This window comes from Streptomyces sp. Je 1-369, assembly GCF_026810505.1.
Classification (GTDB): domain Bacteria; phylum Actinomycetota; class Actinomycetes; order Streptomycetales; family Streptomycetaceae; genus Streptomyces.
Window position 1 is genome coordinate 6,712,427 of sequence record NZ_CP101750.1, and the last position, 25,684, is coordinate 6,738,110.

Sequence of the window (25,684 nt, forward strand, 5' to 3'; positions counted from 1 at the left end):
GGGGGCCGACGGGGGCTCAGCCCTCGTCGCCGCCGTCCTCCAGGTTGCCCTCGGTCTCCAGGTACGCCTGCCGCAGCGCTTCCAGCACCGCCGGGTCCGGCTTCGCCCACATGCCGCGCGACTCCGCCTCCAGGAGGCGCTCCGCGATGCCGTGCAGGGCCCACGGGTTGGCCTTCTGGAGGAACTCGCGGTTGGTCGGGTCCAGGACGTACGTCTCGGTGAGCTTGTCGTACATCCAGTCGGCGACGACGCCCGTCGTGGCGTCGTACCCGAACAAGTAGTCCACGGTCGCGGCGAGTTCGAAGGCACCCTTGTAGCCGTGGCGGCGCATCGCCTCGATCCACTTCGGGTTGACCACACGCGCACGGAAGACGCGGCTGGTCTCCTCGACGAGCGTGCGGGTGCGGACCGTCTCGGGGCGGGTCGAGTCGCCGATGTACGCCTCCGGGGCCGTGCCCCGCAGCGCGCGCACGGTCGCCACCATGCCGCCGTGGTACTGGAAGTAGTCGTCCGAGTCCGCGATGTCGTGCTCGCGGGTGTCCGTGTTCTTCGCGGCCACCGCGATGCGCTTGTAGGCCGTCTCCATCTCGGCGCGCGCCGGGCGGCCTTCGAGACCGCGGCCGTACGCGTAACCGCCCCACACCGTGTAGACCTCGGCGAGGTCCGCGTCGGTGCGCCAGTCGCGGGAGTCGATGAGCTGGAGCAGACCCGCGCCGTACGTGCCGGGGCGCGAACCGAAGATGCGGGTGGTGGCCCGGCGCTCGTCGCCGTGCTCGGCGAGGTCGGCCTGGGCGTGGGCGCGCACGTAGTTGCGGTCGGCGGGCTCGTCCAGGGAGGCGGCGAGCCGCACCGCGTCGTCGAGCAGGCCGATCGTGTGCGGGAACGCGTCGCGGAAGAAGCCCGAGATGCGCAGCGTCACGTCGATGCGCGGGCGGCCCAGCTCCTCGTACGGGATGGCCTCGAGGCCCGTCACACGGCGGGACGCGTCGTCCCAGACCGGGCGGATGCCGAGCAGCGCCATCGCTTCGGCGACGTCGTCGCCCGCGGTGCGCATCGCGCTCGTGCCCCACAGGGACAGGCCCACGGAGGTCGGGTACGTGCCGTCGTTGTCCTGCGTGTACCGCTCCACGAGAGAGTCGGCGAGCGCCTGGCCCGTCTCCCACGCCAGGCGGGAGGGGACGGCCTTCGGGTCGACCGAGTAGAAGTTGCGGCCGGTCGGCAGGACGTTGACCAGGCCGCGCAGCGGCGATCCGGACGGGCCCGCGGGGACGAAGCCGCCGTTCAGGGCGTGCACGGCGTGGTCGAGCTCGGCGGTGGTCGCCGCGAGGCGCGGCACGACCTCGCGGGCCGCGAACTCCAGGATCGCGGCGACCTGCTCGCCGTGGTCCGCGGCCACGGAGGCCACGGCCGCCGGGTCCCAGTCCGCGTCGTCCATCGCCTGGACCAGCGCGCGCGCCGTGGCCTCGGCCTCGTCGGCCGTCACACGCGTCGCTGCCGACTCGTCGAGGCCGAGGGCCTCCCGCAGACCCGGCAGCGCGGTCGTGCCGCCCCAGATCTGGCGGGCGCGCAGCACCGCGAGGACGAGGTTGACGCGGTCGGCGCCGGCCGGCGGGTTGCCGAGGACGTGCAGACCGTCGCGGATCTGCATGTCCTTGATCTCGCAGAGCCAGCCGTCGACGTGGAGCAGGAAGTCGTCGAAGCCGTCGTCGTCCGGGCGCTGTTCGAGGCCCAGGTCGTGGTCGAGCTTCGCAGCCTGGATGAGCGTCCAGATCTGCGCGCGGATCGCCGGGAGCTTCGCCGGGTCCATGGAGCTGATCTGCGCGTACTCGTCGAGGAGCTGCTCCAGGCGCGCGATGTCGCCGTAGGAGTCGGCGCGCGCCATCGGCGGCACCAGGTGGTCGATGAGCGTGGCGTGGACGCGGCGCTTGGCCTGCGTGCCCTCGCCCGGGTCGTTGACCAGGAAGGGGTAGACCAGCGGCAGGTCCCCGAGCGCGGCGTCGGGACCGCAGGCCGCCGAGAGGCCCGCGTTCTTGCCGGGCAGCCACTCCAGGTTGCCGTGCTTGCCGAGGTGGATCATCGCGTCCGCGCCGAAGCCGTTGTCGGCGGCGGGCGCCGCGATCCACCGGTACGCCGCCAAGTAGTGGTGCGACGGCGGCAGATCGGGGTCGTGGTAGATCGCGATGGGGTTCTCGCCGAAGCCGCGCGGCGGCTGGATGAGGATGAGCAGGTTCTCGCGGCGCAGCGCCGCGAGGACGATGTCGCCCTCCGGGTCGCCGCCCTGGCCCACGCGGGACCGGTCGAGGAACATCTCGCCGGGCGGCGGGCCCCAGTGCTGCTCGACGGAGTCGCGCAGCTCCTGCGGCAGCGTCGCGTACCACCGTTTGTAGTCGGCGGCGGGGATGCGCACCGGGTTGGCGGCGAGCTGCTCCTCGGTGAGCCAGTCCTGGTCGTGGCCGCCCGCGTCGATGAGCGCGCGGATCAGCTCGTCGCCGTCGCCGGAGACCAGACCGGGGATGTCGGCCTCGGGGCCGAAGTCGTACCCCTCGGCGCGGAGTCGGCGCAGCAGCTCGACGGCGGACGCCGGGGTGTCAAGGCCGACCGCGTTGCCGATGCGGGAGTGCTTCGTCGGGTACGCGGAAAGCACCAGGGCGAGGCGCTTGTCGGCGGCCGGGATGTGCTTGAGGCGTGCGTGGCGTACGGCGATACCGGCGACGCGGGCCGCGCGCTCGGCGTCGGCGACGTACGCGGGAAGGCCGTCCTCGTCGATCTCCTTGAAGGAGAAGGGGACGGTGATGAGGCGGCCGTCGAACTCCGGCACCGCGATCTGGCTCGCGGCGTCGAGCGGCGAGACGCCCTCGTCGTTCTCCTCCCAGGCCGAGCGCGACCCGGTCAGGCAGAGCGCCTGGAGGATCGGCACGTCGAGGCCGGTCAGCGCGCCCGCGTCCCACGACTCGTCGTCACCGCCCGCGGAGGCCTCGGCGGGCTTGGTGCCGCCGGCCGCGAGGACGGTGGTCACGATGGCGTCGGCGGCGCGCAGCTCCTCGATGAGCTCGGGCTCGGGGGCGCGCAGCGACGCCACGTACAGCGGCAGCGCCCGGGCGCCCGCGTCCTCGATCGCGCCGCACAGCGCGTCCACGAACGCGGTGTTGCCGCTCATGTGGTGGGCGCGGTAGTAGAGCACCGCGACGGTCGGACCCTCGACGCCGACGCGGGCGGTGCGCTCCAGCGGGCCCCACGACGGGGCGGGGGCCGGCGGCTCGAAGCCGTGGCCGGTGAGCAGCACGGTGTCGGAGAGGAAGCGGGCCAGCTGCTCCAGGTTCGCGGGACCGCCGTGCGCCAGGTAGGCGTGCGACTCCGCGGCGATGCCGACGGGCACGGTCGAGGAGGCCATGAGCTGGGCGTCGGGTGCCTGTTCGCCGGTGAGCACGACCACGGGGAGGCCGGTGGCGATGAGCTGGTCAAGGCCGTCCTGCCAGGCGCGGACGCCGCCGAGGAGGCGTACGACGACGAGGTCGATGCCGTCGAGCAGCGCGGGGAGCTCCCCGAGGTCGAGGCGGGACGGGTTGGCGAACCGGTAGTCGACCGGGCCTCCCGCCGCGCGGGCGCTGAGCAGGTCGGTGTCGGAGGTCGACAACAGCAGAAGCATGCGGGCGCAGGCCTTCCTCGGGGTGTCCGCGCCCCGGGTGGTCGTATGGACGGCAGGAGTTCCTGGCTCGCCCCACGGGTGGGGCTCACAGTGGCGGGACCGCGCCGGATTCACACCGGGCTTCCTCCCTCGGGTCCTGGTGGACCCACGCCGTCGCTGGCGTCGACGGACTTCGTAGCCCGCCGCCTGCATAGTAAGTCCTGCCCGCGCTCCGCGGTGCGGCCACCTGCCAGGACGGTCCGGCTCGGGAGGCGACCGGCCGGATCCGCGTGGGTATGCTCGCCGCCATGCCGCCCACCCCAGCACCCTCCTCAGACCAGGGCGAATCCCCCATACGTGACCGGGGCGACGCCTGCCCCGGAGCTCTGCGCCTGCACCGCGCCGACGACGGCCTCCTGGCTCGACTCCGGCTGCCCGGCGGGCTTCTGACGGGGCGTCAGGTGGCGGTTCTGGGGGCCGCCGCGGAGCGTTTGGCCGACGGGAATCTCAGCATCACCTCACGCGGCAACGTCGAGCTGCGCGGCCTCGGCGACGCGTGCGGCGGCGAACTCTCCGCGCTGCTCGCGGACGCGGGCCTGCTCCCCTCCGAACGGCACGAACGCGTCCGGAACGTGCTGGCGTCCCCCCTCGCGGGAACCGACGGATTCGGCCGCGCCGACGTCCAGTTGTGGGCCCGCGAGCTGGACGGACTCCTCTGCGCGGAGCAGTGGACGACGGCCCTCTCCGGCCGTTTCCTCTTCGTCCTCGACGACGGTCGGGGGGACGTGGCCGGACTCGGCGGCGATGTGACCTTGATCGCAGAATCGGGCGGGACGGTGGTGGTCGGAGTGGGGGACCTCGCCTTCCGGGTCGCCGGAGCCGACGCCCCGCGTGCGGCGCTCGCCGGGGCGGGAGCGTTTCTCGCCGCGGCGGCCGATGCGGGGAACGGGGCTTGGCGGGTGGGGGAGCTGCCCGTCGGCCGGGCCATCGACCTGGCTGGGGCACTGGAGGGGGCGGGGATCGGGGCGGTGCGGGTCGGGCCGGGGGCTGTGGGCTCGGGTGGTTCGGCGGGGCCGGGGGCTGTGGGCTCGGGTGGTTCGGCGGGCCCGGGTGGTCCGCCGCCGCCCGGTGTCATCGGGCGTGCCGTCTCCGTGCACGCCCCGCTCGGGCGCGTCAGCGTCGGGCAGTGGCGGGCCCTGCTGCCGCTGCCCGCGGACGAGCTCCGCGTCACCCCGTGGCGCGGCTTCGTGCTTCCCGGCTTTGCTGACGAGGGGAGCGCCCGGAAGCGGCTGGGCTCGCTGACCGAGGCCGGGTACCTCACCGACCCCGGCTCGCCCTGGCTCGGCGTCGGCGCCTGCACCGGCCGCCCCGGGTGCGCCAAGTCCCTCGCCGACGTCCGTGCGGACGCGGTGCCGGGCCACGGGTCCCTGCCCGTCCACTGGTCCGGCTGCGCACGGCGGTGCGGGCACCCGCACGGCGACTGGGTCGACGTCCTCGCCACCGGGGACGGCGACTACGAAGTGACGCTGCACACCGGAGGCTCCACCGTCCCCGTCACGGGCGGAACCCTGACCGAAGCGGTCACCACCGCACGTACCACCACGAAACCAACGGCCACGAGATGAGCGAGAGCACAGTGTTCGACTACGAGAAGGACGGCGCGGCGATCTACCGCGAGTCCTTTGCCACCATCCGCGCGGAGGCGGACCTCCAAGGCCTGCCCGCCGACGTCAGCCAGGTCGCGGTCCGGATGATCCACGCCTGCGGAATGGTCGACCTCGTGCGCGACCTCTCGTACAGCCCGCGCGTGATCGCCGACGCCCGCAAGGCGCTGCGCGACGGCGCGCCGATCCTCTGCGACGCGAACATGGTCGCGAGCGGCGTCACGCGCAAGCGGCTGCCCGCCGACAACGACGTGGTCTGCACCCTCGCCGACCCGTCCGTGCCGGACCTCGCCGCGCGGCTCGGCACCACCCGCAGTGCCGCCGCGCTCGAACTCTGGCGCGACCGCCTCGAAGGCGCCGTCGTCGCCATCGGCAACGCGCCCACCGCCCTCTTCCGCCTCCTGGAGATGATCGAGGAGGGCGCGCCCCGACCGGCCGCGATCCTCGGCATCCCGGTCGGCTTCGTCGGCGCGGCCGAGTCGAAGGACGCGCTCGCCGCGCACACCTCCGGCGTGGAGTACCTGGTCGTACGGGGACGTCGCGGTGGCAGCGCGATGGCCGCGGCGGCGATCAACGCGATTGCGAGCGAAGCGGAATGAGCGGCGTGCCCATCTCCACCGACCTGCCCGTGCCCACCGAACAGAGTTCGAAGGGGCAGCTCTACGGCGTCGGGCTGGGCCCCGGCGATCCGTCGCTGATGACCGTGCGCGCCGTGGAGGTCATCGCGTCCGCCGACGTGATCGCGTACCACTCCGCACGGCACGGCCGTTCCATCGCCCGCTCGATCGCGGCCGCGCACCTCCGCGCCGACCACATCGAGGAAGCGCTGGTCTACCCCGTCACCACGGAGAGCACCGACCACCCCGGCGGCTACCGCGGCGCCCTCGACGACTTCTACGAGGAAGCCGCCGCCCGGCTCGCCGTACACCTCGACGCGGGCCGCACCGTCGCCGTGCTCGCCGAGGGCGACCCGCTCTTCTACGGCTCCTACCAGCACATGCACAAGCGCCTCGCGCACCGCTACCCGACCGAGGTCATCCCCGGCGTCACCTCGGTGAGCGCCGCGGCCGCCCGGCTCGGCGAGCCGCTCGTCGAGGCCGAGGAGGTCCTGACGATCCTGCCCGGCACGCTCCCCGAGGAGGAGCTGGCGGCACGCCTCGCGGCGACGGACTCGGCGGTCGTCATGAAGCTCGGCCGAACGTTCGGGAAGGTGCGCGGCGCCCTGGAGCACGCGGGCCGCCTCGACGAGGCGCGCTACGTGGAGCGGGCCACCATGAAGGGCGAGCGCACCGGCAGCCTCGCCGAGGTGGACCCGGAATCGGTGCCGTACTTCTCCGTGGCGGTGCTGCCGAGCCGCGTCGCGCCGCTCACCGGCGGCCCCGCGCCCCGGCCCGCCGAGGAGACCCCCGAGCGCGGCGAGGTCGTCGTCGTCGGCACGGGTCCCGCGGGCCCGCTCTGGCTGACCCCCGAGACGCGCGGCGCGCTCGCCGCCGCCGACGACCTGGTCGGCTACACCACGTACGTCGACCGCGTACCGCACCGCCCCGGGCAGCGCCGCCACGGCTCCGACAACCGCGTGGAGTCCGAACGCGCCGAGTTCGCCCTGGAACTCGCACGGCGCGGGAGGCGCGTCGCCGTCGTCTCGGGCGGCGACCCCGGCGTCTTCGCGATGGCCACGGCCGTCCTTGAGGTCGCCTCGCAGGACCACTTCGCCGACGTACCCGTCCGTGTGCTCCCCGGGGTGACCGCCGCCAACGCCGCGGCGGCCCGTGCGGGCGCGCCGCTCGGCCACGACTACGCGACGATCTCCCTGTCGGACCGCCTCAAGCCGTGGGAGGTCATCGCGGAGCGGCTGGCCGCGGCGGCCGCGGCGGACCTCGTCCTCGCGCTCTACAACCCGGGCTCGCGCAGCCGCACGTGGCAGGTGGGCAAGGCGCGGGAGCTGCTCCTGGAGCACCGGACGCCCGATACGCCGGTCGTCCTCGGCCGGGACATCGGAGGTCCCGAGGAGAGCGTGCGGATCGTACGCCTCGGTGACCTCGACCCGGCGGATGTCGACATGCGTACGCTCCTGATCGTCGGCTCCTCCCAGACCCAGTGGGTGAGGCGGCGCGGGGGCAAGGACCAGATCGTCTGGACGCCGCGGAGATATCCCGAGGGGTGACCCTCGTGTGCGCGCGGGACCCGCGCCCCGTCAGGGGTGCGGGGCTGTGACATGTGCGGCTCCGCCGCGTAGGCGCGACCAGCCACACAGGCCCCGCCCCTAGCCGCGCAGCGTACGCACCCAGGCAACCGCTTCCTCCGGCGTGGCGACGTCGGCGACCCGCTCCGGCCCGGAGGGCCGCCGGACCACTACGACAGGAACCCCCGCCTCGCGCGCAGCGACCAGCTTCGGCGACGTCGCCGCGCCCCCGCTGTCCTTCGTCACCACGACGTCGACGCGGTGGGCGCGCAGGATCTCCCGCTCCCCGTCGAGCGTGAACGGGCCCCGGTCGAGGAGCACCTCCATGCGCGCCGGGAACGGCGGCTCGGGCGCGTCGACGGAACGTACGAGGAACCAGTGAGCGTCCAGGCCGGGGCCCGCGAAGGCGGCGAGTCCCATCCGGCCCGTGGTCAGGAACACTCGCTCGCCGAGGGCAGGCAGCGCCCGCGCCGCCTCGTCGAGGGAGCCGACCGGGTGCCAGTCGTCGCCCTCTTCCGCGACCCAGCCGGGCCGGCGCAGAGCGAGCAGGGGAACATGGGCACCGGCGGCAGCCTCCGCCGCGTTGAACGAGATCGTCCCGGCGAAAGGATGGGTGGCGTCGATGAGCGCGTCCACGTGGTGCTGCCGCAGCCACGCCGCAAGACCCTCTGCCCCGCCGAAGCCGCCGACGCGCACCTCGCCCGGCGGCAGCCTGGGCGCCGCGACCCGCCCCGCCAGGGAACTGGTCACCCGCACCCCCGCCTCGTCCGCGAGGAGCTCCGCCAGACGGCGGCCCTCGGTCGTTCCCCCCAGAATCAGTACGTGCACGGAGTTCGGTTTCCTTCATGAGTGAGGCAGCTAAGGCCACGGGCGGGCGCAGCGCCCAACTCAAGCACACCGGTCTGCGGTCCGGCTGGACGACCGGCGCCTGTGCGACGGCCGCCACGACGGCCGCGTACACGGCGCTGCTCACCGGCGACTTCCCGGACCCGGTGACCATCACGCTGCCCAAGGGCCAGACGCCCGCGTTCGCCCTCGCCGCCGAGGAACTCGGCACCTCCCATGCCATGGTTGGCATCGTGAAGGACGCGGGCGACGACCCGGACGTCACCCACGGCGCCCTGGTGCGGTCCACGGTGCGGCGGCTGCACGCCGGTGCGGGCGTCGTCTTCAAGGCGGGCCCGGGTGTCGGTACCGTCACGCGGCCCGGGCTGCCTCTGGACGTCGGCGAGCCGGCGGTGAACCCCGTACCGCGGCAGATGATGCGGGACCACGTGGCGGAGGTCGCGGCCCGCGCCGGGACCACGCCCGACGTGGAGATCATCCTCTCCGTGGACCACGGCGAGGAGATCGCCCGCTCCACCTGGAACCCGCGCCTCGGCATCCTCGGCGGCCTGTCCATCCTCGGGACGACCGGCATCGTCGTGCCCTACTCCTGCTCGGCGTGGATCGACTCGATCCGGCGGGGCGTGGACGTGGCGCGGGCGGCGGGGCGCACGCACGTCGCCGGGTGCACGGGGTCGACGTCGGAGAAGACGGTCGTCGCCGAGTACGGGCTGCCGGAGGACGCGCTGCTCGACATGGGGGACTTCGCGGGCGCGGTCCTCAAGTACGTACGCAGGCATCCCGTCGACCGCCTCACCATCTGCGGCGGCTTCGCCAAACTCTCCAAACTCGCGGCGGGCCACCTGGACCTGCACTCGGCCCGCTCCCAGGTCGACAAGGGCTTCCTGGCCCGCCTCGCCCGCCGTGGCGGCGCCTCCGAGGAGCTCGCCGCGCAGGTCGCGGACGCCAACACGGGCCTGGCCGCACTTCAGTTGTGCGCGGCGGCCGGCGTACCGCTCGGCGACCTGGTCGCGGAGACGGCACGCGACGAGGCGCTCGGGGTGCTGCGGGGTGCCCCGGTCATGGTGGACGTCATCTGCATCGACCGGGCGGGGACCGTGGTGGGGCGCAGCGCCCTCAAGTGAGGGCGTCCGTGCCTCTTGGGACGGAGGAAGCCGTCAGCAGGTGTGACGGTCGCGGTCCGCCGAGTACAGGTGACTGTCGCGGAACTGCGAGGCCCCGAGCGTCCGCCCCACCATGATGACGGCGGTCCGCACGATGCCCGCCTCCTTCACCTGCCCGGCGATGGACTCCAGCGTGCCGCGCAGGATCACCTCGTCGGGGCGGCTGGCGAGGGCGACCACGGCGGTGGGGCAGTCGGCGCCGTAGTGGGGCAGGAGTTCCTCCACCACGCGGTCGACGTATCCGGCGGCCAGGTGCAGGACGATCAGCGCGCCGCTGCGGCCGAGCGTGGCCAGGTCCTCGCCCTCCGGCATGGCCGTCGCCCGCTGGGCGATGCGCGTGAGGATGACGGTCTGGCCGACGGTCGGCACGGTCAGCTCCCGCTTCAGCGCGGCCGCCGCCGCGGCGAACGCGGGGACGCCCGGCACCACTTCGTACGGCACTCCGGCCGCGTCGAGCCGCCGCATCTGCTCGGCGACCGCGCTGAACACGGACGGGTCGCCCGAGTGCAGCCGCGCCACGTCGAGCCCCTGCTCGTGCGCGCGCACCAGCTCGGCGGTGATCTCGTCGAGGTTGAGCTGCGCGGTGTCCACGAGCTGCGCGCCGTCCGGGCACTCCGCGAGCAGTTCGCGCGGCACCAGGCTGCCCGCGTACAGGCAGACCTGGCAGGCGGCGATCCGCCGCGCGCCGCGGACCGTGATGAGGTCGGCGGCGCCGGGTCCCGCGCCGATGAAGTACACGGTCATCTCTCGTCAACTCCTGCTGTTCTGTGCCTGGGCGGGGACCGCGGCGGTGGTGGTCGTGAGCGGTTTGGTGACGGACCACTGGGTGACCGGCATGGCCTGCCGCCACCCTGTGAAGCCGCCCACGGGGACGGCCTGCGCGACCGCGAGCCGTACGAGCTCGCCGCCGTGGCGCCGGTACCACTCGGTGAGCAGCGCCTCCGACTCCAGCGTGACGGTGTTGGCGACGAGGCGGCCGCCGGGCGGCAGCGCCGCCCACCCCGCGTCGAGGAGGCCGGGCGCGGTGAGGCCGCCGCCGATGAACACGGCGTCGGGCGTGGGGAGTCCGGCGAGCGCGACCGGTGCGGCGCCGGTGACGACGCGCAGACCCGGTACGCCGAGCCGCTCGGCGTTGCGGGTGATCCGCTCCGCGCGCACGGAGTTCTTCTCGATGGTGACGGCACGGCACGAGGGGTGCGCCCGCAGCCACTCCACGGCGATGGAACCGGAGCCGCCGCCGACGTCCCAGAGCAGTTCGCCGGGTGCGGGCGCGAGCGCGGCGAGCGTGGCGGCGCGTACGTACCGCTTGGTGAGCTGCCCGTCGCTGTCGTACGCGGCGTCCGGCAGGCCCGGCACGACACCGAGCCGCAGCGCGTCGGGGGAGCGGCGGCACTCGACGGCGACGACGTTCAGCGCGGCGCCGGGCGCGTGCGACCAGGTGTCGGCGACACCGTCGTACGAGGACTCGCCCTCGGCGCCGAGCTGTTCGAGGACGCGCAGCCGGCTCGGGCCGAAGCCGCGCTCCCGCAGCAGGGCGGCGACCTCGGCGGGCGTGTCGGCGTTCGCGCTGAGCACGAGGACGCGGCGCCCGTCGTGCAGCGCGGCGGCGAGCCGTGCGGCGGGGCGGCCGACGAGCGTGACGACCTCGGTGTCCTCGACGGGCCAGCCGAGGCGCGCGCAGGCGAGGGAGACGGAGGACGGGTGCGGGAGCACGTGCAGGGCGGCGGCGCCGAGCTCCTCGGCGAGGGCGCGTCCTATGCCGTAGAACATGGGGTCGCCGCTGGCGAGGACGGCGGTGCGGCGCCCGGCGTGGGCGGCGAGCAGGCCGGGTACGGCGGGCCGTAGCGGGGAGGGCCAGGGCACGCGCTCGCCGGGGCACTCCTCGGCGGGCAGCAGCTCCAGCTGGCGGGGGCCGCCGATGACGACGTCGGCTTCCGTGAGGGCCGCGCGTGACGCGGCGGGGAGCCCGTCCCAGCCGTCGGCCCCGATCCCGACGACGGCGACGGCCGGTATGCCTGTGGGGGGTGCGGGGGTCACTGCTGGTACCTGACCTCGGGGTTTGGGAAGGGACTGCGCAGCCGCACTCTACTGGGGACCCGGGGCCGTCCCCTTATCGGCGGCCGCTCATGGCGCTTCCTACCGCCGCGCCCTGGTAGTTAGCTTAGGCTAAGCTAACTACCTTATGGATCTTGCCAGAGAACCCGACACGAAGGGGACGGCGACGGGCGCGCGCACCGGGCCGACCACCGACTCCGGCGCGCCCAGCCCCACCTTCCAGGCCCTGAGCCCTACCTTCCAGGCCCTGAGCCCCATCCTCCAGGACCTGGCCCGCCGCGTCTCGGCCGCCACCGATGACGAGCTCCCCGCTCTCCTCGACGCGTTCTGGAGGGACGTCGAGGCGCGTGGCGGCACCCCGCTGGTCGAACCCGTCGAAGGCGACCCCCTGTACCGCGCCGTCACGTTCCTGTGGCGCGGGCACCGGGCCACCCGCCAGGTCCTGCTGCTCGCCAACCGGCTCGTCGACCGCGAGCACCTCGCCGACGCCCTGCTGACCCCGCTGACCGGCACGGACGTCTGGCACCGCACCCTCCGCCTGCGCGCCGACCACCGCGGCTCGTACCGCCTCGCCGCCGACCTCTCGCCCGGCGACCTCCCCGCCGACCCCGGGACCCGTCAGCTCCGGCTCCGCGCCCTGGCGCCGCACGCGGCCCACGACCCCCGCAACCCGCACCGCATCGGCGACCGCTGGGGGCAGCCGGACAGCTCCGTGTTCGCCCTGCCCGACGCACCCGCCCAGCCCTGGACCGCGCGGCGCGACGGCATCCCACGAGGCCGTGTCGAACGCCACCGGCTGCCCGCGGGCGCGCTCGGCACCGAACGCGACGTCTGGACGTACCTGCCACCGGGCGGCCCGAAGCCCGACAGCCCCGTCGTCGTCCTGTGCGACGGCGACATGTGGTTCGGACGGCTCGCGCTCGAGGACACCCTGGACGCCCTGGCCGCCGACCGCGCCGTACCGCCACCCGTCGTCCTCGCCCCCGACGCCGTCGACCGGCTCACCCGCTGGCACGACCTCACCGCACGCGACGACTACGTCACATTCCTCGCCGACGAGGTACTGCCCCGGGCGGCCGAACGCCTGTCCCTCACCCTGAAACCGGCCCGCACCGCCGTCGCGGGCCAGAGCCTCGGCGGACTCACCTCCCTGTACGCGGCGCTGCGCAGGCCCGAACGGTTCGGCGCCGTCCTCGCCCAGTCCCCGTCACTGTGGTGGCGGCCCGGGCTGCCGCACGGCGTACCGAAACTGTCGCCCGCCGACGAGACGCCCTGGCTCGCCGAGCGCTTCGCCACCGACACGCCGCCGCGCCCGCCCCTCCGCGTCCATCTCGACGTCGGACTGCACGAGGGCGCGATGGTTGATCACAGTCGGTGCATGTACGAGACGCTGGCCGCCCGCGGCAACCTCGTTTCCCTCAGGGAGTACAACGGCGGCCATGACTACGCCTGTTGGCGCGGCGGAATCGCGGAAGGCCTGGTCAACCTGCTCGGCCGCGCGGGCACAGCCCGACCGCCGTCGTAGCCCCGCAATGCCCGCTACTGAGGCGGCCATCCGTGTCGCTGTTGGGCTGAACGGGTGACTTGGCGTAAGAATTGGCCGGTGCAGAGAACAAGTGCGAGCCAGGACGGGGTGGAAAAGTGAGCAGCAGTCAGCGCCACGACGTCACCGATGAACAGTGGGAAGGGCTCGCCCAGGTCGTACCGCTGCGCAGCCGCAACGAATGGCCTTCCTGGCCGGGGCACCGCGCGCTGCCCGACGCGGAGACAGAGACGCGCCGCCGCTTCGTGGTCATGCGGGTCAACGTCTTCGCGGACGCCCGAGAGGTCGCCGAGACCGTGATGGCGCAGATCCCGGTCCTGCTGGACCTGACCGGCGCCGAGACGGACGTCGCCAAGCGCGTCCTGGACTTCAGCAGCGGCGTCGTCCTCGGACTGAACTGCGGGATGCACCGGGTCGACAAGAACGTCTTCCTCCTGGCGCCGCCCGGCACGGAGGTCCAGGGCCTGGTGGACGCGGTCTCGCAGCCTTGAGGCCCGGGTACGGCCGTGCGGAGCACCAGCACGGCCGTACGCGGCTCCCAAAGGGCGGGCGGTAGCCGCTCGGTGGGCAACCCGGGGACTCTTCCACGGGAATCCCCCGATCGTAGGAAGGTCGGTCGGGCGTAACGGTTCGCCGTGCGCACGGCCGCCTACCTTCCGGTCATGACGGTGCATTCCCGAAAGCCGGCCGCCGAGCCATCGGCGGCCCAGGACCGGCCGCAGGTCACCCAACTGCGCCTGTACGCCTTCGCAGGGCACCGCGCCGCGGTGCTCCCCCTCGGCCCGATGACGCTGCTCACGGGCCCGAGCGGCAGCGGAAAGTCCAGCGCACTGATCGCCTACGAGGCGCTGGCACGGCTCTGCGCGGGGGCGGAACTGCCCGACGTCTTCGCCGACCCCGTGGCGTGCGTGCCCGAGCGCGCCCGCGCCGACGGTCAGCGGCGGCGCGGCTTCCGCATCGGCTGCACGGTCGACGGGCCCGCGGGGTCCGTCCGGCTCGACCTCGCCGTGCAGGCCGAGCCCGAACTGCGCGTCGTGGGCGAGCGGCTGACCCGCGGCGACCTCGTCCTACTGGAGACCGCGCTGCGCGACCCGGGCCGCCGCGTGGTGCAGGCCGCCTGGCACACAGCGGGCGCGACCCCCGTGACACGCGCCCCCATGCCGGACGACCGGCTCGGTACGGCGCTCGTGCCGCTGCGCGTCGCGGGCAAGACCGACGGGCAGCGCCTCGTGCTCGCGGCGGCGGAGCAGGTCGTGGTCGCGCTGCGCTCGGCGTACGTGTGCGACCCGCGGCCCAGCCGCATGCGCGCCCCCGTCCCCGCCGGACTCCTCGGCTCCGGCCGCCTCCTGGGAGGCTGCGACAACCTCGCCGAAGTCCTGTGGCGCACCCGCGCCGAGTGCGCGGCACGCCACGCGCTGCTGGTCTCGGCCGTACGGTCCGGGTGCGCGGGGCCGGTCGCGGACGTCGTCGCCGAAGAGGTGGAGGACGGCGCGGTGCACGCCTACATCGACCGGGGCGGCGGTGTGCGCACGCCGCTCGGGCGGCTCGGCGACGGCGAGTTGAGGTACGTGGCCCTGGCGCTGGTCCTGCTGACCGGTACCGGCGTGCTCGCCGTCGACCCGGTCGCGGAGGTGCCGCAGGCGTACCAGAGCCTGACGATCCTCGCCGACGGCCTCGACCGGCGCCTCGACGCACGACAGGCGCGGACCCTCGGGAATCTGGCGGCGCGCACCTGCGGGCGCGGGCACATCCGGCTGGTGGGAGCGGTGGGGGACGCGTCCTGGGCGGCGGAGGCGGGCGCCTCGGTGGTAGACCTGGTGCCGTGAAGGAACGACTTGACGTGGCGGTACTGCAGCGCAGGCTGGCCGAGTTCGCGGCGGCGCGCGACTGGGAGCAGTACCACACCCCTAAGAACCTGGCCGCGGCGCTGAGCGTGGAGGCCTCCGAACTGGTCGAGATCTTCCAGTGGTTGACCCCCGAGGAGTCGGCCCGGGTGATGCGGGACCCGGACACGGCGCCCCGCGTGGCGGACGAGGTGGCCGACGTCCTCGCGTATCTGCTGCAGTTCTGCGAGGTGCTGGGGATCGACGCGCTGGCCGCGCTCGCGGCGAAGATCGAACGGAACGAAGAGCGCTTTCCGGTGCCGGAAGGTCCCTGAATCCCACCGGTGGCCGCCCCCGGGATTCCCCGGCCCGACAATTTCGTCACTCTCCGGAGTGGATGGCTTGTCCAAACTCGACTGTGTGTCCACAGATTTCCGTCCTGCCCTGGCTTTTCACCCGGATGGGCCTCACTCTGGGTAGTGGACAGGGGAGTTCGGGCAATCGTGCGGTGGGTGCGCGCGGGATGGAGGGGCCGGGATGAACGCGATGCGGCTCATCGAGGCGAACCGCCGCGCTCTGGCGTGCAGTCAGGAGCCCGGGGACATCGTCGTGGAGGTCTGGCAGTCACAGGCACTCGCACAGGCGATCGGCAACCACCTCGCGGTCGCGGGACCTCCCGAGTTACGGGGCGAGGCGCTGGGCCTGAGCGAAGTCGGCGGCAGAGCCTGCGGGGTGCTCGACGCCCCAAGGCTCGGCATGGAGGACATACGGGCGGCACGGCTGACGGGGACAGGAGACGCGCACGAGGTCCTGCTCGGGCTCGGCAGGCTCCTCGGGGAGGTCGGCATCGCGCTGGTGGGTGTGGCCATGGGGGCCGAGGACGAGGGGGTGTACTGGCAGTGCATGGAGGCGATCGACGCGGCCGACGAGTCCAGGGACCGCGTGCTGGAGATGCTGCGCAGACTCGCGGTGCGGGAACAGTGCCTGCCCGAGCCGGACTCGGCGGCGGGCCCGGCGTGAGAAGGCCCCCGGCCGACCCCGCAGAGGGGCGGGGCCGCGGAGGCGGCAGAGATCGCGGGGGAGACCCGGTGTGGTCAGGAGCGGCCGCGTTCGTGGTCGCCCGGCCAGCGGATGCCCAGGGGAGGGGTGCCAGGGGTGGGCGACTCGGAGGGCGCAGCGGAACCGGCGGAGGTGGCGGACCCGGCGGAGGTGGCGGATGCGGAGGTGGTGGAGCCGGTGGGCGTCGCGGACCCGGCAGGCGTCGCGGACTGCTGCAGTTCGGCATCGAGCTGGGTCAGATCCGCGTTGAGTGCGGCCATCAGCTCCTCCATCTGCTGCAACAGGCCCTTGGGTGGCTGCTGCCGGCCCGGCACGGACGCACCGTGTGCGGCCTCTCGGGCGGGCGCGGGGGCGGGCGCGGCCTCCTGGTCGGGCACGGCTTCCTGGGACATGGCGGCCTCCTCGGCCCTCGCCCTCCCGAAGGGGACGGGCAGTTGACGCGGACGGTGCCCCGGCAGCGGGCACCGGCGCGGGGGCCGGGCGGTCCGGCTCCGCCCGAGCCAACGATGATCCGTCGGACGTGGTCACTGGGCGCGGGCCCGCGCCGCCGCCGAGTTGACGGTTTTTCACCCGACCGGGTCGGTGGGGGACCGGCGGGACCGGCGGGGTTGCCCGGCGTTCGGGCGTGCAGGATGGGGGCATGGATCTTCGAATCTTCACCGAGCCCCAGCAAGGGGCCACCTACGACACCCTGCTCACCGTCGCCAAGGCCACCGAGGACCTCGGTTTTGACGCCTTCTTCCGCTCGGACCATTACCTTCGCATGGGTTCCTCCGACGGCCTGCCGGGCCCCACGGACGCATGGATCACGCTCGCCGGGCTCGCCAGGGAGACCAAGCGGATCAGGCTGGGCACGCTGATGACGGCCGGCACGTTCCGGCTGCCCGGCGTGCTCGCGATCCAGGTGGCGCAGGTGGACCAGATGTCGGGCGGCCGGGTCGAACTGGGGCTCGGTGCGGGCTGGTTCGAGGACGAGCACAAGGCGTACGGCATTCCGTTCCCCAAGGAGAAGTTCGCCCGCCTCGAGGAGCAGCTGGAGATCGTCACGGGCCTGTGGGGCACGGAGGTCGGCCAGACCTTCAGCCACGACGGCAAGCACTATCAGCTCACTGATTCCCCGGCCCTGCCCAAGCCCGCGCAGACCAAGGTGCCGGTCCTGATCGGCGGCCACGGCGCGACCCGCACGCCGCGGCTCGCCGCGCAGTTCGCCGACGAGTTCAACATCCCCTTCGCCTCGGTCGAGGACAGTGAGCGGCAGTTCGGCCGGGTCCGCGCGGCCGCCGAGCAGGCCGGGCGCAAGGGCAGCGACCTGGTGTACTCCAGCGCGCTGGTGGTGTGTGTCGGCAAGGACGACGCGGAGGTCGCCCGGCGTGCGGCGGTGATCGGCCGCGACGTGGACGAGCTGAAGGCGAATGGCCTCGCGGGTTCTCCCGCGGAGGTCGTCGACAAGATCGGGCGGTACGAGGCGATCGGCGCGAGCCGCATCTACCTCCAGTGCCTGGACCTGGCCGACCTGGACCACCTGGAGATCATTTCCTCGCAGGTGCAGTCGCAGCTGTCATAGGCGACAGGTCGGCCCTGGACGTGGCCGCCGGGCTCACCCCTCCGGTGCCCGGCGGCCACTTTGCGTGGTGCGGACAGGTGCGGACAGGTGCGAGGAGCGGGTTCGGCAGGGCGTGCGAGGTCTGTGCACCGGAGGCGGGCCGGATAAACCTATTGGGGGCCAAGATCGCTACAAAGGGGTAACTGAGCAACAGATCCAGGCGAGTTGGGCGAACCGGCGGTTAGCGTTCCCAACGGAACCGGGCACCTCCCGGATTCGCCCATGTTCTCCGCATGTCTCCGCATGCCTCCTCACGTCGTAAAGGAGAGCTCGCCCCGATGACCGTTGAGACCAGCCCGGATGAGCGGCTGGAGCCTGCTCCGCGGACCAGCCTGAGCACCGAGGCCGCCCGCAACCTCACCACCACGACCAAGTCCGCCCCCCAGATGCAGGAGATCACCTCACGGTGGCTGCTGCGGATGCTGCCGTGGGTGGAGACCAAGGGCGGCACCTACCGGGTGAACCGGCGGCTGACCTACACCGTCGGCGATGGGTGCATCGAGTTCCTGCAGGACGGTGCCGACGTACGGGTGGTGCCACGGGAGCTCGGCGAGCTGGCCCTGCTGCGCGGCTTCGACGACGTCGACGTGCTGTCGGCGATCGCCGACCGGTTCGAGCAGCGCGACTTCCGCGCGGGTGAGGTGCTGGTCGAGCGTGGCGCCCCCGCCGAGCACATCCACCTGATCGCCCACGGGCGGATCAACCAGACGTCCATCGGCAAGTACGGCGACGAGGTGGCCGTCGCCGTCCTCGCGGACGGCGGCCGGTTCGGTGAGGACGCACTCCTCGACGACGGTGCGCGGTGGGGCTTCACCGCCACGGCCGCGACCTCCGGCACGCTGCTGACCCTGTCCCGCTCCGACTTCGCCGCCCTCACGTCGTCCGCGCCGAGCCTCCGTGCGCACGTGGCGGAGTTCGCGTCGCGGTCCGTGCCGCGGCAGACGCGGCACGGCGAGGCCGAGATCGCGATGTCGTCGGGGCACGTCGGCGAGGCGAAGCTGCCGGGCGCCTTCGTCGACTACGAAGCGCATCCCAGGGAGTACGAACTCTCCGTCGCGCAGACCGTTCTGCGGGTCCACACGAGGGTCGCCGACCTCTACAACGGACCGATGAACCAGACCGAGGAACAGCTGAGGCTCACCATCGAGGCGCTGCGCGAGCGCCAGGAGCACGAGCTGATCAACAACCGTGAGTTCGGTCTGCTCCACAACGCGGCCTTCAAGCAGAGGATCCAGCCCCACTCCGGCGCGCCCACGCCGGACGACCTCGACGATCTGCTCTGCCGTCGGCGCGGCACCAAGTTCTTCCTGGCCCACCCCAGGACCATCGCGGCCATCGGCTGGGGCTTCAACGCCTACGGGGTCTATCCGGACAACGTCGACCTGGGCGGCCAACAGGTTCCCGCCTGGCGTGGGGTACCGATTCTGCCCTGCAACAAGATCCCCATCACCGAGGACAACACCAGCTCGATCCTCGCGATGCGTACGGGCGAGGACAACCAGGGCGTGATCGGCCTGCACCAGACCGGGCTGCCGGAGGAGTACGAGCCGGGCCTGTCGGTGCGCTTCATGGGCATGAGCGAGCAGGCGATCATCTCGTACCTGGTCACGGCGTACTACTCGGCCGCCGTCCTGCTGCCCGACGCGCTGGGCGTCCTGGAGAACGTGCAGATCGGCCGCAGGCGCGACTAGGGCCGGTGTCGGAAGTCCCGCCTGCCCTCCCGGTGGTTCGCCCGGTTCGCACGTCATCACATGAAGGAGCTACGGATGCCCGATCCCGGGCTGCCCACCCTGCACCCGAACCCCGCCCTCGAAAGGATTCTGCGCGGCCCGAGCGGCCTGGGTACGGCGGGGCTGTACCTGGGCGAGAAACCGGTCGAGGCCGTGAGCTCGGTGGGACCGGCTGCCTTGGTGGAACCGGTCGACCTGGCGGAATCGGTCGCGTCGGCGGAATCGGTCGCGTCGGCGGACGCGGTCGAACTGCCCGGCCCGGTCGAAGCGGCCGAACTGCCTGAACCGGCCGAGGGGACGCCCATTCCGGGGCTCTATCACCATGCCGTGCCGGAGCCCGATCCGGCGCGGGTGGCCGAGGTCAGCCGGCGGATCAAGGCATGGGCCGTGGACGAGGTGCAGGCGTTCCCGCCGGAGTGGGAGGACCAGTTCGACGGGTTCTCCGTCGGGCGCTACATGGTCGCCTGCCACCCCGACGCCCCCTCCATCGACCACCTGATGCTCGCCACCCGGCTGATGGTCGCCGAGAACGCGGTCGACGACTGCTACTGCGAGGACCACGGCGGCTCGCCCGTCGGGCTCGGCAGCCGCCTGCTGCTGGCCCACACGGCCCTCGACGACCTGCACACCACCCAGGAGTACGAACCGGCGTGGCGGGAGTCGCTCACGGCGGACGCGCCGCGCCGCGCCTACCGCTCCGCCATGGCGTACTTCCTCCAGCACGCCTCGCCCTCCCAGGCCGACCGCTTCCGGCACGACATGGCCCGTCTGCACCTGGGCTATCTCGCCGAGGCCGCCTGGTCCGAGACGGACCACGTGCCCGAGGTGTGGGAGTACCTGGCGATGCGCCAGTTCAACAACTTCCGCCCTTGCCCCACCATCACCGACACCGTCGGTGGCTATGAACTGCCGGCCGACCTCCACGCGTTGGCGGCCATGCAGCGGGTCATCGCCCTCGCGGGCAACGCCACCACCGTGGTGAACGACCTGTACTCGTACACCAAAGAACTCGACAGCCCCGGCCGTCATCTGAACCTGCCCGTAGTGATCGCCGAACGGGAAGGCCTCTCCGACCGGGACGCCTACCTGAAGGGGGTCGAGGTCCACAACGACCTGATGCACGCCTTCGAGGCGGAAGCCGCCGCCCTGGCCGCGGCCTGCCCCGTCCCGAGCGTGCTGCGCTTCCTGCGGGGAGTGGCCGTGTGGGTCGACGGCAACCACTACTGGCACCGCACCAACACCTACCGATACCGCCTGCCCGACTTCTGGTAAGAGGAGCCGACACCACTGTGACCAGCACTGAACTCGCCAACGGCACGTCCCTGTCCATCCCCGCTCCGGCGTCCCCCTACCAAGGGGACATCGCCCGCTACTGGGACGGGGAGGCCAGGCCGGTGAATCTGCGCCTGGGCGACGTCGACGGGCTCTACCACCACCACTACGGCGTCGGGGACGTCGACCAGCAAGCGCTGGGGGACACCGCCGACAGCGGGTACGAGAAGCGGCTGATCGCCGAGCTGCACCGCCTGGAGTCGGCGCAGACCGACGTGCTCCTGGACCAGCTCGGGCCCGTCGGGCGTGACGACACGGTCGTGGACGCCGGGTGCGGGCGCGGCGGCTCGTTGGTCATGGCCCACCAGCGGTTCGGCTGCCGGGCCGAGGGGGTCACGCTCTCCGCCAAGCAGGCCGACTTCGCCAACCGGCGCGCCCGCGAACTCGGCATGGAGGACTACGTCCACGCCCGCGTCTGCAACATGCTCGACACGCCGTTCGAGACGGGCCAGGCCAAGGCGTCGTGGAACAACGAGTCCAGCATGTACGTCGATCTGAACGACCTCTTCGCCGAGCACTCCCGCGTTCTCGCGCCCGGCGGTCGCTATGTGACCATCACCGGCTGCTGGAACCCGCGGTACGGGCAGCCCTCGAAGTGGGTCTCCCAGATCAACGCGCACTTCGAGTGCAACATCCACTCCCGTAGGGAGTACCTGAAGGCGATGGCCGACAACCGCCTCGTACCGCAGGCCATCGTCGACCTGACGGACGCGACGCTGCCCTACTGGGAGCTGCGGGCGACGTCGTCGCTGGTCACCGGCATCGAGGAAGCGTTCATCAACTCGTACAGGGACGGCTCGTTCCAGTACGTGCTGATCGCGGCCGACCGCGTCTGACCCGGGGGGCGATGCGAGGTCCGGGGCCGTCCGTCCAGGACGACCCCGGGCCTTCTACTGTCCGCCCGTGGAGCGGCCGAAGAACTCCAGCTCGGCGATGGCCACCTGGCGCTTCTCGCCCGTGCCGTACGCGGAGCGCAGGATCAGCCGTGCCTTCACCGCGTCCCGTACGCGTACGTCGAGCTTCTGCACGCCGCCGTCGTTGATCCGGCGGTGCATCACGTGCTCCTTGCCCGCCGAGTCGTTGACCACGATGTCGAACTCCATCGGCCGCGCCTGCTCGGCGGCCTGCGCGCTCCGCGGCGACGTGCCCGGCGTGATCAGGAGGTTGAGCAGGTCGGTGGGCTGGCCGAAGTCGGCCTGCAGCCACTGGCCCGCCGAGTCGCCCGAGTAGCCGGTGCCCCACCAGGTGTTGCTGTAGCCGTCGAAGGCGAGCTTCGCGGCCTGCTTGGGGGCGGCGTGCGAGGCGCTGGAGGCGGTGGGGTGGACGGGGACCCGCTTGGCGAAGTGGTCCTGCACGGCCCGCGCGGCCGGTGGCCCGCCGAAGATACCGCCCGCCACCAGGCCGACGACCACCGCGATGCCCACGGCCCGCGCGATCCAGCGGGTGCGGTCGCGGTGGAGGCGGGGGCGCTGTCCCGCGTACGGGCCCTCGGCGATCGGGGCGGCGTGGTCCTTGAGCGGGTTCGCGCAGCTGCGGCAGAAGTGGCGGCGGGGGGCGTTGGGCGTCCCGCAGCTCGGGCACGGCGCCCCCGACTCGGGCTCGACGGGCACGGCGGCCTGCCGTACGCGCGGCCGCGCCGCCTCGGGCCTGCCCGGCAGCACGCTGCCCGGCGTCTCCGGGGCCACGGGCTCGGAGCCCTCGGGCACGGGCACGAGCAGGGACCGGATGGCGGTGTCGGAGGGCCGGGACGGCCCGGCCGACGGCTCCGCGGGGCCGTTGGAGGCGCCGGTGGAGGGGAGCGGGACGGTGGTGTCGGTCGATCCGGCACCGGCACCGGCACCGGCGCCCGCGCCCGCGCCGGACCCGGCGGGGGGAGCGACACGGGGATCGACGCGGGGGTCGGCCGGGGTCTGCGGCGCGGGGGAGCCGCCCGCGGCGGGAGCGGTGCCGGGGCGGGCGGGGCCCGGGGCGCCCGCCGGGGTGTCCCAGCGCAGGAAGGCCCCGCACGAGTCGCAGAAGGACTGGCCGTGCTGGCGGGCCGGGGTGCCGCACTCGGGGCACGGGGTCGTGTTGGCGGGGGAGTTCTGCATGTCGTCCGTCTCGGGCTGGTCGGGCATGTCTAGGTCCCTTCAGGGAAAGGCGTGGCTGTCACCTCGGCCGTGAAGGGGAGGTGTGCTGGGCGGGCCGCCGCGACGACGGCCCGCAGGCGGTGCGCGTCCACGGATGCGGGATCGTGGACGCGCAAGGTGACGTGCAGGGCGGGACGCGGGGCGCCGGGGAACGGGCCCAGTGGGCGTGCGGACCAGGCCGCGCCGCCGCTCTCGGCGATCTCCGGGCGTACGCCGAAGGCGAGTTCCACGGCGGCGGCGAGGCCGCGGCGGGTGCCGCGGACACGGTGCAGGTCGACGGCGGAGGCGACGGCGTGGCGGCGCGTGGCCAGCGGCTCGGTGCCGTCGAGCTCCGTACCGACCCAGTCCGTCAGCCAGTCGAGGAAGTCCGACGGCGTCAGGGACGGCGTGAAGTACGCCTCCAGGCTGTCCAGGACGGCGAAGACGGGCGCGAGGACGACGTCGAGGCCGGAGACGAAGCGCAGGATGAAGTCGTCGTCGGCGAAGACGGCGGGCAGCTGGTCCCCGATGGGATGCGCGGACCCGAGCCCCGGCAGGGACCCCCGCCTGGACTCGTAGCCATCACCGTCATCGTCACCGTTTCCGTCGCCTCCGTCACCGGGCCCGGAACCGTCGCCACCGCCTCCGGTCCCGCCTGCCCCACCGGCCGCTCCCGCCGCGTGCCCCGCCTGCGAGGCAGGGGCGTTGGTGACCCCGGACTTCACCCAGGAGGCACGCATGCCGCCCGAGGTGACGGAGGCGCCCGGCGCGCTCTTCGCCGCGTGACCGGTACCGCTGCTGGGGCTCGGGGTGGCGTACGGGTTCGGCTCGGAGGTGTGGATCGGGGTGGCGTACGGGTTGGGTGCGGAAGCGTGGCCCGGGTCGGAGTAGGGGTTCGCCGGGCCGAAACCGGGGGTGGGGGCGGGAGCCGCTTCGGGGGTGCCCTCGGGCTCCGGGGTGGTGTGCGCGTGGTTCTCGTCGTTCGTCATCGTGCCTCGATGACGCGGACTCGGTGGTCGAAGGGGAACAGGAGGGCGGAGGGCGCCAGTTCGATGCGGTCCGTGGCGTCGCCCCTGCGGCCCGTCAGGGGGTCGGCGGGGTGGAGCAAGACCTCGTCGACGAGTTCCACGCCCGGTACCCGCTGGAGCGCGGCGAAGATCTCGCCGGCGCGCAGCGGGCGCCCGAACGGCCAGCCCTCGCGGTGGGCGCCGCCGGTCAGCGGGTCGAGGTAGGCGTAGAGCGCGTCGAGCGCCTCGGAGCGGACGCGTTCGGCCTGCGCCGCACGGAAGGAGTGGAGCGTGGCGACCACGGTGACGCCCTGGTAGTAGGGCGGGCCGACCGAGAGGCGGGTGCCGAGCGGGCGGCGGTCGTCGAGGAACGAAGTGACGCGGGAGAGGAGTTCCTCACCGGGCACCAGCTGCTCGAAGCGGAGCCGCCCGCCGCGGTCCGGCACCGCCTGCGGTACGACGAGGACCCGCACCGCGTTCTCCCCGGCCTCCGCGGAGTCCGCGGCCAGGCAGTGGATGCGCGCCGTCTCGGGCGCGGCCCGCCGGGCCAGCTCCTCGTAGTCGCGCGCCGTCACCGCCCGCTCCTGCGCGCGCAGCGCGATCGGCGCGCGGACCTTCGCCTCCTCGACCGTCTCGCCGTCGACTCCGCCGCGCGCCGCCTCGCGGTTCTCCACGCGGGCGACGTACGGAATGGAGCTGCGCAGGACCTGGATGGCGCCGCGGGCCACGTTGCCGGTCCGGCCCCCGCCCGTGCGGTAGCGGGTGGCGCGGATCGCGGCACCCTTCTGGGGGACGGCGCCGAACTGCCGCAGGGAGCCGTCCGGTTCGCGTACCGCGGGGCCGAACGCGATCTCGCCCGTCCCCGCGTCCAGCGTGACGTGCGGGTCGTACGGGCCCGAAGAGGCGAAGTCGTCGACGACCTGCCACTCGGCCCAGCCCGACCCCTCGCCGTCGGAGACCTCGAGGACCAGCGGCGGCCGGTCGGCGACGACCGGGGCCTGGGCAAGCCGGACGCGCTGTCCGGGCACGCCCGTGGAGTCGCCGAGGAGCTCGTCGCGTATGACGTCCGCGTGCGCGACGCCCGTCGTGCCGCCGATGGTGAACGCGGTCGCGGACCGCACGGTCGGCGACGCGCTGTAGAACGGCTGGCCCTTCGCCGCCTCGGTCACCCGGCAGCGCAGCCAGCCCGCGTCCTGCCGCCCGATGCGGGAGACGATGTGCCCGGCCGGGATGTGCAGCACGACGTCGCCGGGCCGGTTGAGGCCACCGGTGGAGTCCTCGTCCACCTCGCACTCGGTCCAGCCGTCCGCGGTCCACGCCTCCCACACCAGCGGCGGCTGCCGCGGGTCGACGCCCACGCCGTCCACCCGGCTGTCGAGCTGCAGCACCGCCGCACACCGCGGCACCGCGGCGCTGAGCCCGAAGAGCAGCGTGTCGCCGGGCCGCGGCGACTCCGCGAAGACCGCCACGTCACGGCCGCCGAAGATGTCCTGCCCGCAGTCCTGCGGCGTGCTGCCGTCCTCCTGGCGCAGCACGGCCGACAGCTCGCAGGGCACCACGGTCAGATCCGCCTCGGTGGCGAAGGCCACCGCTTCCTCGGTCTCGGTGCGGCTGGTCGCCACCTCCGTACCGGCGGGCAGGACCACCGGCTCGGCCTGGGGCGCGGACAGCCAGAACGTGACGTCCGCGCGGGCCGCGGAGGGCGGGAAGAGGGTGACGCCGAGCAGGTCGAGGAAGGCCAGGTGGTTCTTCTCCGGCACGCGGTTGAGCCGGTACACGATCTGGTCGGCCATGTGCGCGACGGCCTCGACGAGGGTGACGCCCGGGTCGGAGACGTTGTGATCGGTCCACTCCGGGCAGCGCTGCTGGATGTAGCGCTTGGCGTCGTCGACGAACTGCTGGAAGCGCCGGTCGTCGAGGTGGGGTGCGGGCAGGGCCATCGGA

General features: G+C 73.4%; 20 protein-coding genes, 1 pseudogene and 1 riboswitch. Of the genes and pseudogenes, 13 read left to right on the forward strand and 8 right to left on the reverse strand.

Annotated elements, in window-relative coordinates:
- Positions 1-16: 16 nt before the first annotated feature.
- Positions 17-3,646: a cobaltochelatase subunit CobN gene (gene cobN / locus NOO62_RS30290; RefSeq protein ID WP_268773970.1), complete on the reverse strand. Its 3,630-nt coding sequence runs from the start codon at positions 3,644-3,646 to the stop codon at positions 17-19.
- Positions 3,647-3,679: 33 nt separating this feature from the next.
- Positions 3,680-3,816, reverse strand: a riboswitch (cobalamin riboswitch).
- Positions 3,817-3,921: 105 nt separating this feature from the next.
- Here cobN and NOO62_RS30295 point away from each other — a divergent pair.
- Genes NOO62_RS30295 through NOO62_RS30305 form a run of 3 tightly spaced genes read left to right on the forward strand, consistent with a single transcriptional unit; the run spans position 3,922 to position 7,453 of the window.
- Complete coding sequence (locus NOO62_RS30295; RefSeq protein ID WP_268775849.1) at positions 3,922-5,250, forward strand: cobalamin biosynthesis protein CobG; 1,329 nt, start codon at positions 3,922-3,924, stop codon at positions 5,248-5,250.
- Positions 5,247-5,888 (forward strand): precorrin-8X methylmutase, encoded by a 642-nt coding sequence (locus NOO62_RS30300; protein WP_268773971.1) that lies wholly within the window; start codon positions 5,247-5,249, stop codon positions 5,886-5,888. Before NOO62_RS30295 ends, NOO62_RS30300 begins: the two co-directional genes overlap by 4 nt.
- Entirely contained in the window at positions 5,885-7,453 is a 1,569-nt protein-coding gene (locus tag NOO62_RS30305; protein ID WP_268773972.1) for a precorrin-2 C(20)-methyltransferase, read from the forward strand. Before NOO62_RS30300 ends, NOO62_RS30305 begins: the two co-directional genes overlap by 4 nt.
- Before the next feature lie 99 nt (positions 7,454-7,552).
- Here NOO62_RS30305 and NOO62_RS30310 read toward each other — a convergent pair whose 3' ends face one another.
- Positions 7,553-8,299 carry a cobalt-precorrin-6A reductase gene (locus tag NOO62_RS30310; protein WP_268773973.1) on the reverse strand — a complete coding sequence of 249 codons (747 nt, stop codon included), beginning with the start codon at positions 8,297-8,299 and terminating at the stop codon, positions 7,553-7,555.
- 17 nt (positions 8,300-8,316) lie between these two features.
- Here NOO62_RS30310 and NOO62_RS30315 point away from each other — a divergent pair, with 17 nt between their 5' ends.
- Positions 8,317-9,441 carry a cobalt-precorrin-5B (C(1))-methyltransferase gene (locus NOO62_RS30315; RefSeq protein WP_268773974.1) on the forward strand — a complete coding sequence of 375 codons (1,125 nt, stop codon included), beginning with the start codon at positions 8,317-8,319 and terminating at the stop codon, positions 9,439-9,441.
- Positions 9,442-9,474: 33 nt separating this feature from the next.
- Here the strand turns inward: NOO62_RS30315 and cobM are convergent, their stop codons facing one another.
- Together cobM and cbiE are read right to left on the reverse strand one after the other, a co-directional pair.
- Positions 9,475-10,224 carry a precorrin-4 C(11)-methyltransferase gene (gene cobM, locus NOO62_RS30320; protein WP_268773975.1) on the reverse strand — a complete coding sequence of 250 codons (750 nt, stop codon included), beginning with the start codon at positions 10,222-10,224 and terminating at the stop codon, positions 9,475-9,477.
- A gap of 6 nt (positions 10,225-10,230) precedes the next feature.
- On the reverse strand, positions 10,231-11,517 hold the full coding sequence (gene cbiE, locus NOO62_RS30325) for a precorrin-6y C5,15-methyltransferase (decarboxylating) subunit CbiE (RefSeq protein WP_268773976.1): 1,287 nt from the start codon (positions 11,515-11,517) through the stop codon (positions 10,231-10,233).
- A gap of 145 nt (positions 11,518-11,662) precedes the next feature.
- Here cbiE and fes point away from each other — a divergent pair, with 145 nt between their 5' ends.
- From fes to NOO62_RS30350, 5 genes are all read left to right on the forward strand, one after another.
- Positions 11,663-13,060 (forward strand): enterochelin esterase, encoded by a 1,398-nt coding sequence (gene fes, locus NOO62_RS30330; protein WP_268773977.1) that lies wholly within the window; start codon positions 11,663-11,665, stop codon positions 13,058-13,060.
- A 116-nt stretch (positions 13,061-13,176) separates the two neighbouring features.
- Positions 13,177-13,569 carry a cell division protein SepF gene (locus NOO62_RS30335; RefSeq protein WP_150186684.1) on the forward strand — a complete coding sequence of 131 codons (393 nt, stop codon included), beginning with the start codon at positions 13,177-13,179 and terminating at the stop codon, positions 13,567-13,569.
- Between the two features lie 171 nt (positions 13,570-13,740).
- The gene (locus tag NOO62_RS30340) at positions 13,741-14,904 is read left to right on the forward strand and encodes an AAA family ATPase (protein WP_268773978.1); all 1,164 of its coding nucleotides are present in this window, start codon (positions 13,741-13,743) and stop codon (positions 14,902-14,904) included.
- Complete coding sequence (locus NOO62_RS30345; protein ID WP_268773979.1) at positions 14,901-15,236, forward strand: nucleotide pyrophosphohydrolase; 336 nt, start codon at positions 14,901-14,903, stop codon at positions 15,234-15,236. Before NOO62_RS30340 ends, NOO62_RS30345 begins: the two co-directional genes overlap by 4 nt.
- 202 nt (positions 15,237-15,438) lie before the next feature.
- Entirely contained in the window at positions 15,439-15,921 is a 483-nt protein-coding gene (locus NOO62_RS30350; RefSeq protein WP_268773980.1) for a DUF6099 family protein, read from the forward strand.
- Positions 15,922-16,139: 218 nt separating this feature from the next.
- Here the strand turns inward: NOO62_RS30350 and NOO62_RS30355 are convergent.
- Positions 16,140-16,352: pseudogene (locus NOO62_RS30355) on the reverse strand (hypothetical protein); the annotation flags it as partial.
- A 248-nt stretch (positions 16,353-16,600) separates the two neighbouring features.
- On the opposite strand from NOO62_RS30355, the gene NOO62_RS30360 reads away from it, so the two are divergent.
- From NOO62_RS30360 to NOO62_RS30375, 4 genes are all read left to right on the forward strand, one after another.
- Positions 16,601-17,524, forward strand: coding sequence for an LLM class F420-dependent oxidoreductase (locus NOO62_RS30360; protein WP_268773981.1), 924 nt, complete (start codon positions 16,601-16,603; stop codon positions 17,522-17,524).
- Positions 17,525-17,841: 317 nt separating this feature from the next.
- Positions 17,842-19,254 (forward strand): family 2B encapsulin nanocompartment shell protein, encoded by a 1,413-nt coding sequence (locus NOO62_RS30365; RefSeq protein WP_268773982.1) that lies wholly within the window; start codon positions 17,842-17,844, stop codon positions 19,252-19,254.
- Positions 19,255-19,329: 75 nt separating this feature from the next.
- Positions 19,330-20,565 (forward strand): family 2 encapsulin nanocompartment cargo protein terpene cyclase, encoded by a 1,236-nt coding sequence (locus NOO62_RS30370; RefSeq protein WP_414930911.1) that lies wholly within the window; start codon positions 19,330-19,332, stop codon positions 20,563-20,565.
- A 17-nt stretch (positions 20,566-20,582) separates the two neighbouring features.
- Positions 20,583-21,461, forward strand: coding sequence for a geranyl diphosphate 2-C-methyltransferase (locus tag NOO62_RS30375; RefSeq protein ID WP_268773984.1), 879 nt, complete (start codon positions 20,583-20,585; stop codon positions 21,459-21,461).
- 54 nt (positions 21,462-21,515) lie between these two features.
- Here the strand turns inward: NOO62_RS30375 and NOO62_RS30380 are convergent, their stop codons facing one another.
- The 3 genes from NOO62_RS30380 to NOO62_RS30390 form a co-directional block, all read right to left on the reverse strand.
- Complete coding sequence (locus tag NOO62_RS30380) at positions 21,516-22,742, reverse strand: discoidin domain-containing protein (protein ID WP_268773985.1); 1,227 nt, start codon at positions 22,740-22,742, stop codon at positions 21,516-21,518.
- 2 nt (positions 22,743-22,744) lie between these two features.
- Positions 22,745-23,290 carry a phage tail protein gene (locus NOO62_RS30385; protein WP_268775850.1) on the reverse strand — a complete coding sequence of 182 codons (546 nt, stop codon included), beginning with the start codon at positions 23,288-23,290 and terminating at the stop codon, positions 22,745-22,747.
- 428 nt (positions 23,291-23,718) lie between these two features.
- Positions 23,719-25,680, reverse strand: a complete 1,962-nt coding sequence (locus NOO62_RS30390; protein ID WP_268773986.1) for a putative baseplate assembly protein — start codon at positions 25,678-25,680, stop codon at positions 23,719-23,721.
- Positions 25,681-25,684 lie beyond the last annotated feature (4 nt).